Raw genomic sequence first — 17337 nt, 5'->3', positions numbered from 1 at the left:
GTGCGTATCCCACTTTCCTGGCTGCGTGAATTCGCGCAGGTACCGGCCGGAGCGACGGCCGAAGACGTGATGGCCGACCTGGTCAAGGTCGGTTTTGAAGAAGAAGCAGTGCACCGCCCGACGGATGCCCTGCAGGGTCCCGTTGTGGTGGGCCAGGTGCTGAGCATCGTCAAGGAACCCCAGACCAACGGCAAGACCATCAACTGGTGCCAGGTCCGGGTGGTCCCCGAAGGCCAGCAGCAGACCCTGACAGGCGAGGGCATCGACCCCGCCGGCGTCCAGGGCATCATCTGCGGCGCGCACAACTTCGTGGCAGGCGACAAGGTCGTTGTCACCCTTCCGGGCGCCGTGCTGCCCGGCGACTTCCGCATCTCCGCCCGGAAGACCTACGGGCACCTTTCCGCGGGAATGATCGCTTCGGTGCGCGAACTTGGCATCGGCGAGGACCACGACGGCATCCTGGTGCTCTCGCGGATCGGGCTGGACCCGGAAATTGGCACCGACGCCATGGAACTGCTGGGCCTTTACGACCAGGCCGCCGAAATCAACGTCACCCCGGACCGCGGTTACGCGTTCTCCCTCCGCGGGGTGGCCCGCGAGTACGCGCACGCGACCGGCACGACCTTCACCGACCCGGCAGCCAGGGTCCAGGCACCTGCGGAACTGGCCGGCGGTTACGGCGTGCAGCTCAACGACGGCGCCCCGATCTACGGTAAGCCCGGCTGTGACCGTTTTGTGGCCCGCACCGTCCGGGGCGTCGACGCGACGAAGCCCACGCCCCCGTGGATGACCTCCCGGCTCCGGCTCGCCGGCATCCGCTCGATCTCGCTGCCGGTGGACGTCTCGAACTACGTCATGCTGGAACTCGGCCAGCCCACCCACTGCTACGACCTGGACACCCTGTCCGGTGACATTGTGGTCCGTCGGGCGGCGGCCGGGGAAAAGATCACCACCCTGGACGGCAAGGAACGCACGCTCGACGTCGAGGACCTCCTGATCACCGACGGTTCCGGGGCGATCGGCATTGCCGGCGTGATGGGCGGTGCCGCCACCGAGGTGTCCGATGCCACCACAAACGTCCTCGTGGAGGCTGCGCACTTCGACGAAGTGTCCATCGCACGCTCCCGCCGCCGCCACAAGCTCCCGTCCGAAGCCTCCAAGCGCTTCGAACGCGGCGTTGACTGGCAGGTGGCCGGCATCGCCGCACAGCGGGTTGTTGACCTCTTGGTCGAGCTCGCCGGCGGCACCGCCGTCGCCGAGGGGACCGACGTCGGCACCGCACCGGCCGCCGTCGCCGTCGAGTTGCCAGCGGCTTTCGCCGCGGAACGTATTGGGATCGACTTCACCGAGGAACAGATCCTCAGCTCGCTCGAGGACCTGGGTGCAGTTGTTGTCAAAAACGAGGGCGGGTACACGGTGACGGCGCCAAGCTGGCGCAACGACCTGGAAACCAAGGAAGACCTGACCGAGGAAATTGCGCGCCTGGTCGGCTATGACAAAATCCCCGCGTCACTGCCCGTGGCACCCCCTGGCCGCGGGTTGACCCGCGTCCAGCAGCAACGCAGGCGCCTCGTCCAGGCGCTGGCAGCCGCCGGCCTCACCGAGGTCCTCGCGTACCCGTTCGTCTCCCAGGCCGCCAACGACACGTTTGGCGTTGCCACTGAAGGAGCGCCGCGCACGGCACTCAAGCTCGCCAACCCGATCAGCGAGGAGCAAGGCTACCTGCGCACCTCGATCCTGCCGGGCCTGATCGAGGTGGCTAAACGCAACCATTCGCGCGGCTTCCGCGACCTGGCCCTGTTCGAGGCCGGGCTGGTTTTCCTGCCGGGTGACACACTCGGCACCGCCACGATCCCGCCCCTTGGCGTCCGGCCGGGCGATGAAGTGCTCGACGGTTTGTATAACGGTGTGCCGGACCAGCCGCTGTACCTCGCCGCGGTGCTTACCGGCCACGACTCACCGGTTGCCGCCGGCCACAGTCCCCGGGTATGGGACTGGGCCGATGCCGTGGACATCGCCCGGATCGCCGGCGACGTGCTCGGCGTCGAAATCGTTGTTAGCCAGGGCCGGCACCAGGCCTTCCACCCGGGACGGGCCGCGCAACTGGCGCTCCGCACCGGGGAGGTCCTGGGCTACGCCGGCGAACTGCACCCGAAACTGCTGGCCGCCCACGACATGCCGGCACGGTCGGTGGCGCTCGAATTCAACGCCGATGCCCTCTTTGAGGCTGCCGCCGACGTGATCGTCGCCCGGCACCTGTCGACGTTCCCGGTGGCGAGCCAGGACGTCGCCCTGGTGGTGCCGCTGGAGGTCCCCGCTGACGAAGTGGAGTCGGCTCTGCGCGCGGGAGCCGGCGAGCTGCTTGAAGACGTTGCACTCTTCGACGTGTACGCGGGCAAGGGCATCGAGGACGGCAAAAAGTCGCTGGCTTTCAGCCTGCGCTTCCGTGCCGCTGACCGCACGCTGACAGCCGAGGAGGCGTCCGCGGCGCGCGAGGGTGCCGTGGCAGCTGCGCACGAGCGTTTCGGGGCAGTCCAACGCTAGAGCACGGAAGAACACTCGCCGTCGCCGGGGCCACCGTCCGGTCCGTTCGTCTTGCCGACGTCGGACCGGACGGTGTGGCCTTCCTCGATCAAGCAGAACGCGCCCGTGCAGCGGGCCTCAAAGACGACCCCACCCGGCGGGACTTTGTGGCCGGCCGGATCGCGTTGCGCGCTTTTGCTGCCGGGATCCTGGCGGTGCACCCCGGAGAACTAACGGCCGCCTATGTGTGCCCTGATTGCGGCACCGGCCCGGAGAATGACCATGGCCGGCCAGGCTACCGGATTGCCGGTCTTCCCGCCGGCCTGAACCTAAGCCTGTCGCGCAGCCGCGGCTGGGCCCTGCTGGCAGCAGTGCACACCCGGGAACCGGGGGTCCGTCCCGGCATCGACCTGGAGCACAGCTCCGGTGTGACGTTCCCGGGGTTCGACGTCGTTGCCCTCACCCCTGCCGAACGGGAGCGGCTCAATACGCTTCCCCCCGACCAGGCAACGGGCTGGCGGGCAGCTGCCTGGGCGCGCAAGGAAGCGCTGCTCAAGTCACGCGGTACCGGGTTGCGGGTCGATCCGGCTACGGTGGAGGCTTTCGCGGAGCCCGGGGACGGCATTGTCCTTATTGAACTGGACACGTTTGCGTTGGGCCTGCCTGCGGGATTCGCCGCCGCGCTGGCTGTTCCGGGAACCGCTTAGCAACAAAGGGCCAGGAGATCACTTTGGGCCGCCGGCCGGAAGTGCCGGCAGCGCTTCCTGGTACAGCCACGGGTGCAGCAGCGCTTCCGTGTCGAGGCCTGTCGCGTGGTCCGCGGTGAGAATGAACTGCGCCGTCGAGACCGAGCCGTGGCGGTACTGCCCCGCCCACTCATGCAGCAGCGAAAAAAACGCCAGGTCGCCGCAGCGCAGGCGGAGGGCGTGCAGCGCCAAGGCCCCGCGTTTGTACACCCGGTCATCGAACATCAGCTCCGGACCGGGGTCGCCCACGAGCAGGTCCTGCGCGCCGGTGCTGAGCTTCCGCCAGGCGGCGGCGGCCCGGCGCGCCACAGTCATAACGCCGGCTTCCTCGGACCAGATCCATTCGGCATAGCAGGCGAAGCCCTCATGCAGCCAAATGTCCTTCCAGGACGCTGCCGTCAGCGAATTGCCGAACCACTGGTGGGACAACTCGTGGGCGATGAGCCGCTGCGACTCCCAGTCCTGTTCCAGCTGGTTGGGGCCGAAAATCGACAGGCTCTGCGCCTCGAGCGGGATCTCCAGCTCATCCCCGGCCACCACTACCGTGTACTCGGCGAACGGGTAGGGGCCGAAGCAATCGATGAAGGTACGCATCATTTCCGGCTGCCTCCTCAGCCCTTCGCGTGCCTTGTCCGCAAGCTCAGCAGGAACCGCGACGTGCTGGGGCACCTGCGACGCCGGGCGGACCGGGTTGAGGGCCAAGAGCTCGTAGCGGCCGATCTGAACCGTGGCGAGGTACGTGGCCATGGGCTCGGCCTGTTCGTAGACCCAGGTCTCGCGGCTGGACCGGCCGGTGCGGGCGACCAGGATCCCGTTGCACACCGCCCGGTAGTGTGCGTCAGTGGTCACCGAGATCCGATAGCTGGCCTTGTCCAAGGGGTGGTCGTTGCAGGGGAACCAGGACGGTGCGCCGTTCGGCTGGCCAGCCACCAGCACACCATCGGTCAGTTCTTCCCATCCCACGTCGCCCCATAAGCCCCGGCGGGGGGAGGGGTTTCCCTCGTAACGGACGTCCACAGTGAATTCTTCGCCCGGCATCAGGGCGGCGTCGGGGACAATGACCAGCTGGTCGGCGCGCTGGCTGAACTTGCGGACCTTCCGACCGGAGAGCTGGATTTTGCTGGCCCGGAGCCCGGTCAGGTCCAGCACAATGGCCGAGGTGGCGCGTTGTGTCACCGCGTGCACAGTGGCCCGCCCGTTCAGGCGGTTGCTGCTGAGCTTGTAGTCCAGTTCGAGTTCATACCGGGTGACGCGGTAGGCATTGGTGCCATGGCCCGGCAGGTACGGATCAGGAGAGCCCGCCGGATCATCCGCGGGCAGGCCGCCTCCGGTGCCGGTTGCGGCGGTGGACCTCTGGGGGCTGGAACTCATTAGACGGCCTTCGGGTTGGCAGGTGCGGGTCGGGCGGGAGCGTGCTACTTCGGCTTGGGGGCAGCCACTGCCGGCCCGCCCCACGGGCTCACCGGGTTGCCCATCCAGTACGTCGCGGCAGGGACAGTTTCACCCCGCATCACAAGGGATGCCGGGCCTACGGTGCCACCTTTGCCGATCCGGGCCTGCGGGAGGATGACTCCGTGCGGGCCCATCGTTGCCCCGTCATCGAGCGTAACAGTGTCAATGCTCATCACACGGTCATGGAACAGATGGGTCTGGACCACACAACCCCGGTTAACCGTGGTGTTCCGGCCCAGGGTCACCAGGTCCGCCTCGGGCAGCCAGTAGCTTTCGCACCAGGTGCCCGCGCCGATCCTGGCGCCGAGGGCCCGGAGCCACCAGACCAGGGCCGGGGTCCCGGTGGCCGCCCGGGCGAACCAAGGGGCGCTGACCATCTCAATGAACGTGTCCACCACCTCGTTGCGCCAGATGAAGGAACTCCACAACGGGTGCTCACCGGGTTTGATGCGCCCTACCAGCAACCATTTCGCCACCACAGCACTGCCCGCCGCCACCGCTCCGGCGATGAGAATCACCACGCCGCCCAGGAGCGCCGCGATGCCGTAATTCGTGGCGGAGGCAAGCCAGTCGAAGGCGAGGAAAACGCCGGCCGCGATTGCGACGGTCACCACGACTGGAACAAAACGGCACAGTTCCCAGAGCGACCGGGCGACCTTGAGCCTTAGCGGCGGCTGGTACGTCCGGGTGTCATCGGAGGCGATGGCGGTGCGCCGGAGCCGCACCGGCGGACTGCCCAGCCACGAGGTGCCGGCCTTGGCTTTGGCGGGGGTCGCTGACAGCACGGCAACCAGGGAGTTCTTGGGCACATTGCGGCCGGCCGCCGTCATCCCGGAATTGCCCAGGAAGGAGCGTTTGCCGATCTTCGCGGGCGCGATCCGCAACCAGCCGCCGTCGAGTTCGTACGAGGCCACCATCGTGTCGTCGGCCAGGAAGGCTCCCTCGCCCACAGTGGTCATCTTCGGGATCAACAGCACCGTCGAAGCCTCCACGTTCTTGCCGATCTTCGCGCCAAGCAGGCGCAGCCAGACCGGAGTGAAGAGGCTCGCATAGATCGGGAAGAGCACGTCCCGGGCCAGGTCCAGGACCCGCTCGGTAGCCCAGACCTGCCAGCCGATTCTGCTGCGCACCCGGTAATATCCTTCGGCCAGGCCCAGGCTGAGGAGCCGGGTGGTCAGCAGGATCAGCAGCAGGTTGGACAGGAACCAGACGAGGGCCGCCGGCGCAATGGCCAGCAGCAGCTGCGGAACCGCTGCCGTCAGCGAAGCGCTGCCCCGAATGAAGGCATAAACCACTAAGGCCGCGGCAGCAGCGGAGATCACGGGGATCAGGGCCAGAACGGCGGACGCTGTGGCGAAGCCGACAAACCAGAGCCTGCCGATTATGGGGTGCTCGGCGGGAGCCTCCGGCCAGGAGGGTTTGGCTTTGCCCCGCCGCTCCGCGGGTGAGCCGGCGACCAACTGCCCGGACTTCACCTTGCCCAGCACGGCCGATCCGGGCTCCACCCGGGCTCCGGCACCGATCGAGGCACCGGGCATAAGGGTACTGCGTGCACCGACAGTTGCGCCGGGCCCGATATGGATGGCGCCGATATGGACTACGTCGCCGTCGATCCACCAGCCGGACAGATCGACCTCAGGTTCGACGTTGCAACCGGTGCCCAGCGAGAGCATTCCCGTGACGGGAGGCAGCGAGTGCAACTGGACATTGTTGCCGATTTTCGCCCCGAGGGCGCGTGCGTAATAGGGCACCCACGGGGCACTGGCGAGGCTGACCGCGCCGGCGAGGTCCTGGATCTGCTCGGCCAGCCACAGGCGCAGGTGCACCCGGCCGGAGCGGGGGTAGACTCCCGGCACTACCTTGCGCAGCAGCAGGCGGGCTGCCGCGACGGAGATCAGCATCCGGCCGGCAGGACTGACAAAAACAAGCCAGGAGGCTCCCACCCACCACCAGGAAACCGTGGGCGCCGCCGCGAAGCCGGCGAGCCAGAAGAGTAGATTATTCGCCGCCATCACATACGTCAGCCAGCGCATGCCGACCAGCAGGTGCAGCGGAACCCCCATCAGAGTCTGGAAAACCTGCGACTTGCGGGCCGTGCGCCGGACCGTGCGTTCCGGGGCCGGTCCTGCCCCGCCCTCGGGCAGCGACAGGCGTGCAGTATCGATGAGAGCCCCGATCCGGGGCGTGGCATAGATGTCGGCCACCGTGATCGTTGGATAGCGCACGCGCAGGGCCGAGACAAGCTGCGCGGCAGCGAGGGACCCGCCGCCGTAGGCGAAGAAGTCGGCGTCCAGGCCGGACACGGCGCTGCCCAGGACGGAGCTCCACTGCTCCACGATCCAGCCGGCATCATCGGGCAGGTTCAGCGGGGCCGCCGCGGCGTCGGCGGCGCCGGCCCCCGCCAGCGGCCACGGCAGCGCGTGCCGGTCCACCTTGCCGCTGGTCTTGGTGGGCAGCGAATCGACAACTGTCAGCAGCGGAATCAAGGGGGCCGGCAGGCTCTTGCCGAGGAGCTCACGTGCGGCGGTGAGATCGAGGTCCCGCCCGCCGGCCGGGGCCAGGTACCCCACGAGGATTTGGTTTCCAGCCGCCGTCGTCTGCACCGTCGCGGCCGCACCGGCGACGTCCGGCAACGCCTGCAGGGCCGAGTCGATCTCACCCAGTTCGATCCGGCGCCCGCCTAGCTTGACCTGTTCGTCGGCGCGGCCCTGAAAGATCAGCCCCTCCGCTTCGTACCTGACCAGGTCGCCCGAGCGGTAGGCCCGCGTCCAGCCCAGCGACGGCATCGGGGCAAATTTCTCAGCGTCCTTGGCCGGGTCAAGGTACCGGGCCAGGCCGACGCCGCCAATGATTAATTCGCCAACCTCGCCTTCACCCACCGGCCGGGCTTCAGCGTCGACGACGGCGAGGTCCCACCCGTCCAGCGGCAATCCGATCCGGATCGGGCCGGGCCCGCCCAATCGAGCGGCGCAGGCGACAACGGTGGCCTCGGTGGGGCCGTAGGTGTTCCAGACTTCGCGGCCTTCGACGGCGAGCCGCTCGGTCAGTTCGGGCGGGCACGCTTCGCCGCCGAAGATCAGCAGGCGGACGCTCTCCATGGACTCCACCGGCCAGAGCGCGGCCAGTGTAGGTACTGTGGAAACGACAGTGATGCCGTGGCTGATCAGCCACGGGCCGAGGTCCATCCCGGTCCGGACCAACGCCCGGGGCGCCGGGACGAGGCAGGCGCCGTGCCGCCAGGCTAGCCACATTTCCTCGCAGGAGGCGTCGAAAGCCACGGACAGGCCGGCCAGGACGCGGTCCTGGGGGCCAACCGGATCGTCCTGCAAAAAGATCCGCGCCTCGGCGTCGACGAATGCCGCGGCGGAACGATGCTGCACGCCGACGCCTTTCGGCGTTCCGGTGGACCCTGAGGTGAAGATGACCCAGGCGTCGTCGTCCGGCGTGGGAGGCCGGGGAGCCGGAAACGGCCGGGGCAGCTGGCGTGCCGTCACTATCTCGCCGGCACCGCGAAGCGTCCCGGCGATCCGTGCTTCGCCGAACACCAGCCTGGCCCGCTCTTCCGGGTCGTCCGCGTCCACCGGAACATACGCCGCCCCGACCATCATGATGGCCAGGATTGAGACATACAGCAGGTTGGTACCGGAGGGAATCCGGACACCGATCTTGTCCCCGGCACCCAGCCCTGCGGCGTGCAGCTCCCTTGCCCGGGCCCGGACTGCCGCCATAAGCTGCGCATAACTGAGCGACTCGTGACCGTCGTCGAGCGCGGAGGCGTCCGGAAAGCGTTTGGCCGTGTCCTGCAGGATGTCAACGAGCGTCCGCTCCGGCGGAGTGGCGGGGGACCCTGCAAGCTGGGCCGGGAAGACCGTGTTTAGGGTGGCGGCATCCTGCGGGAGCACGGTGCTTGTGGGTTGCTGCTGTTGCTCAGTCACGGGGGCATCGTCTCTGACCTAGGTAAATGGAAGGTGTCCGGCGTCGCTTTGTGTTAATGATCCGCCTCAAGCCGGATGTGCGCACGCTGGTCCCGGATAACGGCGGACCCTGGCGGTCCGGGTTTAGGGGACCAGGATGACCTTGCCCGTGGTGCGGCGCTGCTCCAGGTCTTCGTGTGCCCGGGCGGCTTCCGCGAGGTCGTAGCGGGCGCCAATCCGGACCTTGAGGCTTCCGTCAGCCACCGCGGCGAAAAGCTCGTCCGAGCGCCAGCGGCGTTCCCGGGCATCGCGCAGGAAATGTGAAATCGTCGGGCGGGTCAGGTACAAGGATCCGCCGGAGTTGAGCCGCTGTGGATCGAAAGGCGGCACGGGCCCGGACGCGGCGCCAAAGAGCACCAGGGTGCCGCGGATACGCAGGGCGGACAGGGAACCGTCGAAGGTGTCCTTCCCGACGCCGTCGTAGACCACGTCCGCGCCGGTCCCGTCGGTCAGTTCGCGGACCTTTGCCGCGAAGCCGTCGTAGCGCAGCACGTGGTCGGCTCCGGCGCCGCGGGCCAGTTGTTCCTTCTCATCCGTGGAGACGGTGGTGATAACGCGTGCGCCCTTGGCCTTGAGCAGTTGGATCAGCAGCAGCCCGACGCCGCCCGCTCCGGCGTGCAGCAGGACGGTGTGGCCCGGCTCCACCGTGAAGGAGGAATTGATCAGGTAGTGCGCGGTGATGCCCTGCAGGGGAAGGGCGGCTGCGGTGAAATCGTCCACGCCGCGGGGGACCGGCAGGGCTTTGTCCTCATCGACGAGTGCGTAGCTGGCGTAGCAGTTGATGCCTTCCGCCGTCGCCACCCGGTCGCCGGGGGAGAACCCGGTGACGCCGTCGCCGAGTTCCGCCACGGTGCCGGCGGCCTCGGAGCCGGGGGTGAAGGGGTAGTCCACCTGATAGCTGCCGCTGCGCTTGTAGGTGTCGATGAAGTTGACGCCGGCGGCGGCGACCTTGATCAGCAGCTGGCCGGGGCCCGGCGTCGGGCGCTCCACCCCGGTCAGCGTGAGGACACCGGGACCCCCGGCCTCGCGGGCGACGATTGCGTGCATTACCTGTCTCCTTGCTTGAGCTGAAGTTCCTGGGCTGCAAACCGGCCCGCATCGGCCGGCTGGGCTTCCGCGGCCCGATCTCCGGCTCCGCTTCTGCACCATCCTAGGGACAGCGACAGCAACGCCGAAGTGGCGGCCGGTATTCGGCCGCCACTTCGGGTCACACTGACAGGCCGGGGCTGCCGGCTTGCCCTTCGCGCAGCGGAGCCCGGCCGCGGCTTAGAAGCGTCGGGTCACGGTCGCCATCGGGCACTCGAAGTGGCGTCCGGCGGAGAGACCGACCTCGTTGAGGTAGCGCACGATGATGCCGTAGGACTGCAGCAGGGTGGTTTCCGTGTAGGGAACCTGGTGCTTCGCGCAGAATTCGCGGACGATCACGGCGGCCTTGTCGAGCTGCGGCCGGGCCATATCCGGGAAGAGGTGGTGTTCGGCCTGGCGGTTGAGGCCGCCCAGCAGGATGTCCATCCAGGGGCCACCGGAAATATTCCGTGACGTCAGGACCTGCCGGCTGAAGAAGTCAACGCGGCTGTCCGCCGGCAGAACCGGCATGCCCTTGTGGTTAGGGGCGAACGAGGCGCCCATGTAGAACCCGAAGACGGCCAGCTGGACCCCGATGAACGCAAGGGCAACGCCCCACGGCAGGAACGTGAAGGCCAATACCGGGAGCAGGCTGAGCCGGACCAGGAGAATCGGGATTTCCACCCAGCGGTGTGTGACTTTGGCGCGCTGGAAGATGAACTTGATTGAATCGATCTGGAGGCCCAGGCCGACGAGGAACAGCAGCGGGAAAAAGAGCCAGCCCTGTTTGCGGGTGAGGAAGGAGAACCGTCCCTGCCGGGTAGCGGCAGCCTCCGGGAAGAAGGCGATGGCGCCGGTGGCGATGTCCGGGTCTTTGGAAATGACGTTCGGGTGGTTGTGGTGCGCGCCGTGCTTCTGCTCCCACCAGGAGTAGCTGATGCCGGCGACCGAGGTGGCAAGGAGCCGGGCGGCCCAGTCGTTGGCGCGGCGGGAGGCGAAGATCTGGCGGTGTCCGGCCTCGTGGGCCAGGAAACTCAGCTGGGTGCAGAGGATGCCCAGCGCCGCGGCGATAAGGAGTTGGAACCAGCTGTCACCGATCAGCGCAAAGCCGAACCAGGTGGCGGTCATCAGAAGGACCAGGACGGAGAAGACCGTGACGTAGAAGCCGACGCGGCGTTCGAGGAGGCCGGCGGACTTGACGGTCTTGAGGAGTTCCGAGTAGCTCAGGACAACGGCGTTGGGCTGGCGGAGGCGAGATTTGGGTCGCTCCGGCGTAGCAGTGGTGGGGGTCATGGAGCTCGCGCCTCGTAACTGTTACGGGCAACGCTGCATCCGACATTCGGATTGCACGGTCTGGATCACCCACGACCAAGCATACGCCCCCGGGCCATCGGGACCCCTCCCGCGGTGCAGCCCAGGTGCACTCCGCGGCCGGGTGACCATGGCCGGGCGCGGCTCAGCTGATGCATAATTATCGACATCTATGCATACTCTTGCTGTATAGTTCCCTGTATGACTATTTCTGTTGCCGTATCCGGCGCAAGCGGTTATGCCGGCGGCGAGGTGCTGCGGCTCCTTGCCGGTCATCCCAACGTAACGATCGGTGCCATCACGGCCCACAGCAACGCCGGTTCCAGACTAGGGGAATTGCAGCCCCATCTCCACGGTTTGGCCAGCCGTATCCTCGAAGACACCACAGTGGCCAACCTGTCCGGACACGACGTTGTGTTCCTGGCCTTGCCGCACGGAGCCTCCGGGGAGATCGCCGCGCAACTGCCCGCAGGCACCCTCGTGATCGACGCCGGCGCCGACCACCGGCTCGAGGATGCGGCCGCTTGGGAAAAGTTCTACGGCTCCCCGCACGCCGGCACTTGGCCCTACGGGCTCCCGGAGCTTCCCGGCCAGCGTGAGGCGCTCCGGGGCGCCACCCGGATCGCCGTGCCGGGCTGCTACCCGACCTCGGTCCTGCTGGCCCTTACCCCTGGTTTTAGTAACCACCTGCTGCAGCCCGACGACGTTGTTATCGTTTCCGCATCCGGAACCTCCGGGGCCGGTAAGGCGGCCAAAGCCAATCTGATCGGCGCCGAGGTGATGGGCTCGATGAGCCCCTATGGTGTGGGGGGCGGGCACCGGCACACGCCCGAGATTGAGCAGGGGCTTTCGGCGGCCCTCAACGCTCCGGTAACGGTGTCCTTTACGCCCACGCTGGCCCCCATGAGCCGGGGCATCCTCACCACCGCCACGGCGAAGGTGCGCCCCGGCGTTACTGCCGGGGAGCTCCGCCAGGCCTGGAGCGAGGCCTACGACGACGAGCCGTTTGTGCACTTGCTGCCCGAAGGCCGATGGCCCTCGACAAAGTCGGTCCAGGGGTCCAACCACGCCGTGATGCAGCTGGCACTCGACGGGCACACCGGCAGGGTAATCGTTACGTGCGCCATCGACAACCTGACCAAAGGGACCGCCGGCGGAGCCGTGCAGTCCATGAACATTGCCCTCGGCCTGGCGGAAACCGCCGGCCTCGATCTGCAGGGAGTAGCACCGTGAGCATCACCACCCCCCAGGGATTCCGTGCCGCCGGAGTCACCGCCGGCCTCAAGGCCTCCGGCAACCCCGACCTCGCCCTTGTGGTCAACGACGGCCCCGCCAAGGCCGCCGCGGCCGTGTTCACCTCCAACCGGGTGGCCGCAGCCCCCGTGCACTGGTCCCGAGAGGTGGTCAAGGACGGCCGCGTGGATGCCGTTGTGTTGAACTCCGGCGGGGCCAACGCCTGCACCGGCCCGCAAGGCTTCCAGAACACCCACACCACCGCCGAAAAGACCGCCGAAGCCCTCGGCATCTCCGCCACCGACGTCTTCGTCTGTTCCACCGGCCTGATCGGCGAGCAACTGCCGATGGATAAGGTCCTCGCCGGGATCGGGGCGGCAAGCGCAGCGCTGAGCACAGGCGGCGGCTCCGATGCTGCCACCGCCATCATGACCACGGACTCGGTGTCCAAACAGGCCGTCTTCACCGGTACCGACGCCGACGGCAAGGAATTCACCATCGGCGGTATGGCCAAGGGTGCCGGCATGCTCGCCCCCGGGCTCGCCACCATGCTCGTGGTGCTCACCACTGACGCTGACGTCCAGCCGGACATGCTCGACGTTGTACTCCGCGACGCCACCCGGGTCACCTTCGACCGGGCGGACTCGGACGGTTGCATGTCCACCAACGACACGGTGGTGCTGCTCGCCTCCGCAGCGTCCGGCGCCGTGCCGTCGGCCGCCGACTTCGGCGCCGGCCTGACCCGGGTCTGCGCAGAACTGGCCCGCAAACTGATCGGCGACGCAGAAGGAGCCAGCCACGACATCGCCATCCGCACCTTCAACGCCGCCAGCGAAAAGGACGCCGAAGTCGTCAGCCGCGCAGTGGCCCGCTCCAACCTCTTTAAGGCCGCGATCTTCGGCAAGGACCCCAACTGGGGCCGGGTGCTCTCCGCCGTCGGCACCACCGACGCCGCCTTCGAACCCGACCGGCTCAATGTGTCCATGAACGGCGTGCAGATCTGCCGCAACGGCAGCATCGGCGACGACCGGAGCCTCGTGGACCTGGCACCCCGCGAGGTCCTGGTCGAGATCGACCTCCAGGCCGGTAACGCCGAGGCCACCATCCTGACCAACGACCTCACCCACGACTACGTCCACGAAAACAGCGCCTACTCCAGCTAGGGGATGCCGATGAACGCCCAGACCCGCGAGACCACGTCCATGTCCGATGCCCAGGGCAAGGCCGGCACCCTGATCGAGGCCTTGCCCTGGATCCAGCGCTTTGCCGGCACCACGATGGTGATCAAATACGGCGGCAACGCCATGGTTAACGATGAGCTGCGCCGCGCCTTTGCCGAGGACGTCGTTTTCCTGCACCACGTCGGGATCCACCCGGTCGTGGTGCACGGCGGCGGCCCGCAGATCAACGCCATGCTCAGCCGGCTCGGGATCGAATCCGAGTTTAAGGGCGGGCTGCGGGTCACCACGCCGGAGGCCATGGACGTGGTCCGTATGGTCCTCACCGGCCAGGTGGGCCGCGAACTCGTGGGCCTGATCAACTCACACGGCCCCTACGCCGTTGGTATGTCCGGTGAGGACGGCGGGCTGCTCCGGGCCGTCCGGACCGGCACCGTGGTGGACGGCGAGGAGGTGGATCTGGGCCTCGTCGGCGAAGTTGTCGGCGTAAACCCCGAGGGAATCCTGGATATCGTTGCGGCCGGCCGGATCCCGGTGATTTCGACAGTAGCGCCGGAAATATTCGCGGACGGCACCGGTGACCGGGGAACCCACCAAGTGCAGACCACCGGCCAGGTGCTGAACGTCAACGCGGACACCGCCGCCGCGGCCTTGGCCGAGGCGCTCGGCGCCTCGAAGCTGGTTATCCTCACCGATGTTGAGGGTCTCTTCGCCAACTGGCCGGACCGCTCCTCGCTGATTTCCTCGCTTACCGCGTCGGAACTCCGCGAGCTGCTGCCGCGTCTGGAGTCAGGCATGATCCCGAAAATGGAGGCCTGCCTCAAAGCCGTTGAAGGCGGCGTCGAACGCGCACACATCGTGGACGGCAGGCTGGCGCATTCGATGCTGCTGGAGACCTTCACAACAGCGGGCATCGGCACACAGGTCGTCCCGGACGAGGAAAACAAATGAACCAGCTGGAAAAATCCCCCAAACTCAGCGAAATGGTCGGAACCGGCGGCTCCGGTACCGGAGCCGACTGGCTGGCCCGCTACTCCACCTCGCTGCTGGGTGTCTTCGGGACCCCGCAGAGGGTCCTGGTCCGTGGCGCCGGCTGCCTCGTCTGGGACGCGGACGGCAAGGAATACCTGGACCTGCTCGGCGGGATCGCGGTCAATGCCCTCGGCCACGCGCATCCTTTTGTCACATCGGTCGTCTCCAGCCAGCTCGCCACCCTGGGTCACGTCTCCAACTTCTTTACGAGTCCCACCCAGATCGCGCTGGCCGAAAAGCTGCTGGAGATCACCAGCGCGCCGGCCGGTTCCAAGGTGTTTTTCGCCAACTCCGGCACGGAGGCGGTCGAGGCCGCGTTTAAGCTGGCACGGCGCAATGTTGGTTCGGCAGCGACGCCGCGGACCAAAATCATCGCCCTTGAGGGCGCCTTCCACGGCCGGACCATGGGCGCGCTGGCGCTCACCGCAAAGGAGGCCTACCGGGCGCCGTTTGCGCCGCTGCCTGGCGGCGTTGTGCACATCCCCTTCGGTGACATCGACGCGCTCCTGGCCGCAGTGGACGACACCACCGCAGCAGTCTTCCTCGAACCGATCCAGGGCGAGGCCGGCGTCCGGCCGCTGCCCGCCGGCTACCTGCAGGCCGCGCGGGCGGCCACCCGTGCCGTCGGTGCCCTGCTGATCCTGGACGAGGTCCAGACCGGCATCGGCCGTACCGGCAAGTGGCTCGCCAGCGAGGACGCCGGGATTATGCCCGACGCGGTCACGCTCGCCAAGGGCCTCGGTGGCGGCTTCCCGATTGGCGCCCTCGTGACCTTTGGCCCGGAAACTTCCGCGCTGCTCTCCGCCGGCCAGCACGGGACGACGTTCGGCGGCAACCCGGTGGCCACCGCTGCAGCACTGGCCACCCTGCACGTGCTGGCGGACCAGCATGTCCTGGACCACGTCCGGAACGTAGGGGAGCGGCTGCGTGCCGGCCTCGCGGGGATCGACGGCGTTGCCGCGGTCCGCGGCGAAGGGCTCCTGATCGGCTTTGATCTGGACGCCGACGTCGCCCCGACCGTCGTGGCCGCCGGGCTCGACGCAGGCTTTATCGTCAACAGCCCGGGCCCGCACACGATCCGGCTCGCCCCGCCGCTGATCCTCACGACCGAACAGGCCGACCGCTTCCTCGCGGCACTGCCTGCCCTTCTCCAGACAGCAAAGGACGCCCAGTGAACACGACTGAAATGTCGACAGTGACGTCGAACAGCCGGCCCCGGCACTTCCTCAAGGACACCGACCTCACCCCGGCCGAGCAGGCTGAGGTCCTGGACCTTGCCCTGCGGATGAAGGCCGCCCCCTACAGTGTGCAGCCGTTCGCGGCGGAGGCCAGCGGACGCAGGACCGTTGCCGTGATCTTCGATAAGACCTCCACCCGGACTCGGGTCTCGTTCGCCGCGGGCGTGGCCGACATGGGCGGCAATGCGTTGATCATCAACCCGGGCGAGGCGCAGATCGGCCACAAGGAGTCCATCGAGGACACCGCCAAGGTCCTGGAGCGGATGGTGTCCACCATTGTCTGGCGGACCGGTGCCCACGCCGGCCTGGTGGCCATGGCAGCAAACTCCCGGGTGCCGGTCATTAACGCCCTGTGCGATGACTACCACCCCTGCCAGCTCCTCGCCGACCTGCTTACGATCAAGGAACACAAGGGCGAGCTGGCGGGCCTCACCCTAAGCTACCTTGGCGACGCTGCCAACAACATGGCCAACTCCTACCTGCTGGCCGGCGTCACCGCCGGCATGCACGTCCGCGTGGCCGGCCCCGAAGGTTACCTGCCTTCCCCGGCGATCATCGCCGCGGCCGAAGACCGCGCGGCGGAGACCGGCGGGTCGGTACTTGTCACCATTGATGCTGCCGAGGCGCTGCTGGGGGCCGACGTCGTCGCGACCGACACGTGGGTCTCCATGGGCCAGGAAGAGGAGAAGGAGGCCCGGCTGCAGCTGTTCCGCAGCTACGCTGTCGACGAAGCGGCGATGCAGCTCGCGGCGCCGGATGCCGTGGTGCTCCACTGCCTGCCCGCCTACCGGGGCTACGAGATCGCCGCGGCCGTGATCGACGGCCCGCAGTCAATCGTCTGGGACGAGGCCGAGAACCGGCTGCACGCCCAGAAGGCGCTGATGGCTTGGCTGATGCACCGCTCCGGCCTCGCCGTCGTTGACGGGCTGGCGCCGAACGGGGAGCCGGCACCGAAGGGACGCCGATAGTGTCCGTCCAGCCCGCTTCCCCGGGGGCCAGCCCGGCCACCAAGACGGCCCGGCAGGCACGGATCACCGCGATCCTCACGGGTGAGTCGGTCCGTTCGCAGGCGGAGCTGGCGGCACTGCTCGCGGACGACGGCGTCCAGGTAACCCAGGCCACCCTCTCCCGGGACCTCGTGGAGCTCGGCGCGGTCCGGGTCCGCGGGAAGGAAGGTGCGCTCGTCTACGCGGTGCCGGGGGAGGGCGGGGAACGCGCGGCCAAAAGCGGTGTCAGCCAGGAAATCCTCGACGCGCGGCTGGCCCGGCTCTGCGCGGAACTGCTGGTCACCGCCGAAGCGTCCGCGAACATTGTGGTGCTCCGAACGCCTCCCGGCGCGGCCAACTTCCTGGCGCTGGCGATCGACCACTCGGTGATGCCGTCCATCCTCGGCACCATCGCCGGGGACGACACCGTGCTGTTGGTCACCCGCGACCCGGTCGGCGGCGCAGCCGTCGCGGCCCGCTTCCTGCGGCTCGCTGATGAAGCCGGCCAATAAACTTCCACCAGAGAACCAAGAACCAAACAACTAAGAACCAAACAACTAAGAACCAAACAACTAAGAACCAAACAACTAAGAACCAAA

12 protein-coding genes are annotated in these 17337 nt (G+C 67.8%); 8 read left to right on the top strand and 4 right to left on the bottom strand.

The window, feature by feature from the left end:
* Positions 1-2544, top strand: coding sequence for a phenylalanine--tRNA ligase subunit beta (gene pheT, locus QMG72_RS16900; RefSeq protein ID WP_226774725.1), 2544 nt, complete (start codon positions 1-3; stop codon positions 2542-2544).
* A gap of 74 nt (positions 2545-2618) precedes the next feature.
* Positions 2619-3230 carry a 4'-phosphopantetheinyl transferase family protein gene (locus QMG72_RS16895; RefSeq protein WP_282359398.1) on the top strand — a complete coding sequence of 204 codons (612 nt, stop codon included), beginning with the start codon at positions 2619-2621 and terminating at the stop codon, positions 3228-3230.
* Between the two features lie 18 nt (positions 3231-3248).
* Here QMG72_RS16895 and QMG72_RS16890 read toward each other — a convergent pair whose 3' ends face one another.
* The 4 genes from QMG72_RS16890 to QMG72_RS16875 all read right to left on the bottom strand — a co-directional run bounded on the left by QMG72_RS16890 (position 3249) and on the right by QMG72_RS16875 (position 11053).
* Positions 3249-4640 (bottom strand): M1 family metallopeptidase, encoded by a 1392-nt coding sequence (locus tag QMG72_RS16890; protein ID WP_226774723.1) that lies wholly within the window; start codon positions 4638-4640, stop codon positions 3249-3251.
* 44 nt (positions 4641-4684) lie between these two features.
* The gene (locus tag QMG72_RS16885) at positions 4685-8623 is read right to left on the bottom strand and encodes a Pls/PosA family non-ribosomal peptide synthetase (RefSeq protein WP_283481214.1); all 3939 of its coding nucleotides are present in this window, start codon (positions 8621-8623) and stop codon (positions 4685-4687) included.
* Positions 8624-8779: 156 nt separating this feature from the next.
* Entirely contained in the window at positions 8780-9742 is a 963-nt protein-coding gene (locus QMG72_RS16880) for a quinone oxidoreductase family protein (protein WP_282359399.1), read from the bottom strand.
* A 219-nt stretch (positions 9743-9961) separates the two neighbouring features.
* Positions 9962-11053, bottom strand: coding sequence for a fatty acid desaturase family protein (locus QMG72_RS16875; protein ID WP_226774721.1), 1092 nt, complete (start codon positions 11051-11053; stop codon positions 9962-9964).
* Between the two features lie 219 nt (positions 11054-11272).
* On the opposite strand from QMG72_RS16875, the gene argC reads away from it, so the two are divergent.
* The 6 genes from argC to QMG72_RS16845 are packed head-to-tail and all read left to right on the top strand — an operon-like array spanning position 11273 to position 17250.
* Entirely contained in the window at positions 11273-12304 is a 1032-nt protein-coding gene (argC, locus tag QMG72_RS16870) for an N-acetyl-gamma-glutamyl-phosphate reductase (protein ID WP_226774720.1), read from the top strand.
* Positions 12301-13467 carry a bifunctional glutamate N-acetyltransferase/amino-acid acetyltransferase ArgJ gene (argJ, locus tag QMG72_RS16865; RefSeq protein WP_283481202.1) on the top strand — a complete coding sequence of 389 codons (1167 nt, stop codon included), beginning with the start codon at positions 12301-12303 and terminating at the stop codon, positions 13465-13467. Before argC ends, argJ begins: the two co-directional genes overlap by 4 nt.
* 9 nt (positions 13468-13476) lie before the next feature.
* Positions 13477-14433: an acetylglutamate kinase gene (gene argB, locus QMG72_RS16860; RefSeq protein ID WP_226774717.1), complete on the top strand. Its 957-nt coding sequence runs from the start codon at positions 13477-13479 to the stop codon at positions 14431-14433.
* A complete protein-coding gene (locus tag QMG72_RS16855) occupies positions 14430-15689 on the top strand; it encodes an acetylornithine transaminase (RefSeq protein WP_226774716.1) in 1260 nt (419 codons plus the stop codon). The genes argB and QMG72_RS16855 overlap by 4 nt, the downstream gene beginning before the upstream one ends.
* A gap of 11 nt (positions 15690-15700) precedes the next feature.
* On the top strand, positions 15701-16720 hold the full coding sequence (gene argF, locus QMG72_RS16850) for an ornithine carbamoyltransferase (protein ID WP_283481213.1): 1020 nt from the start codon (positions 15701-15703) through the stop codon (positions 16718-16720).
* Complete coding sequence (locus QMG72_RS16845) at positions 16720-17250, top strand: arginine repressor (protein ID WP_283481199.1); 531 nt, start codon at positions 16720-16722, stop codon at positions 17248-17250. Before argF ends, QMG72_RS16845 begins: the two co-directional genes overlap by 1 nt.
* Positions 17251-17337 lie beyond the last annotated feature (87 nt).

Source organism: Pseudarthrobacter sp. PH31-O2 (assembly GCF_030063265.1).
In the GTDB taxonomy this organism is placed as follows: domain Bacteria; phylum Actinomycetota; class Actinomycetes; order Actinomycetales; family Micrococcaceae; genus Arthrobacter.
Note: the sequence above shows the minus strand (reverse complement) of the source record. Positions and strands in the feature narration are given on the sequence as shown.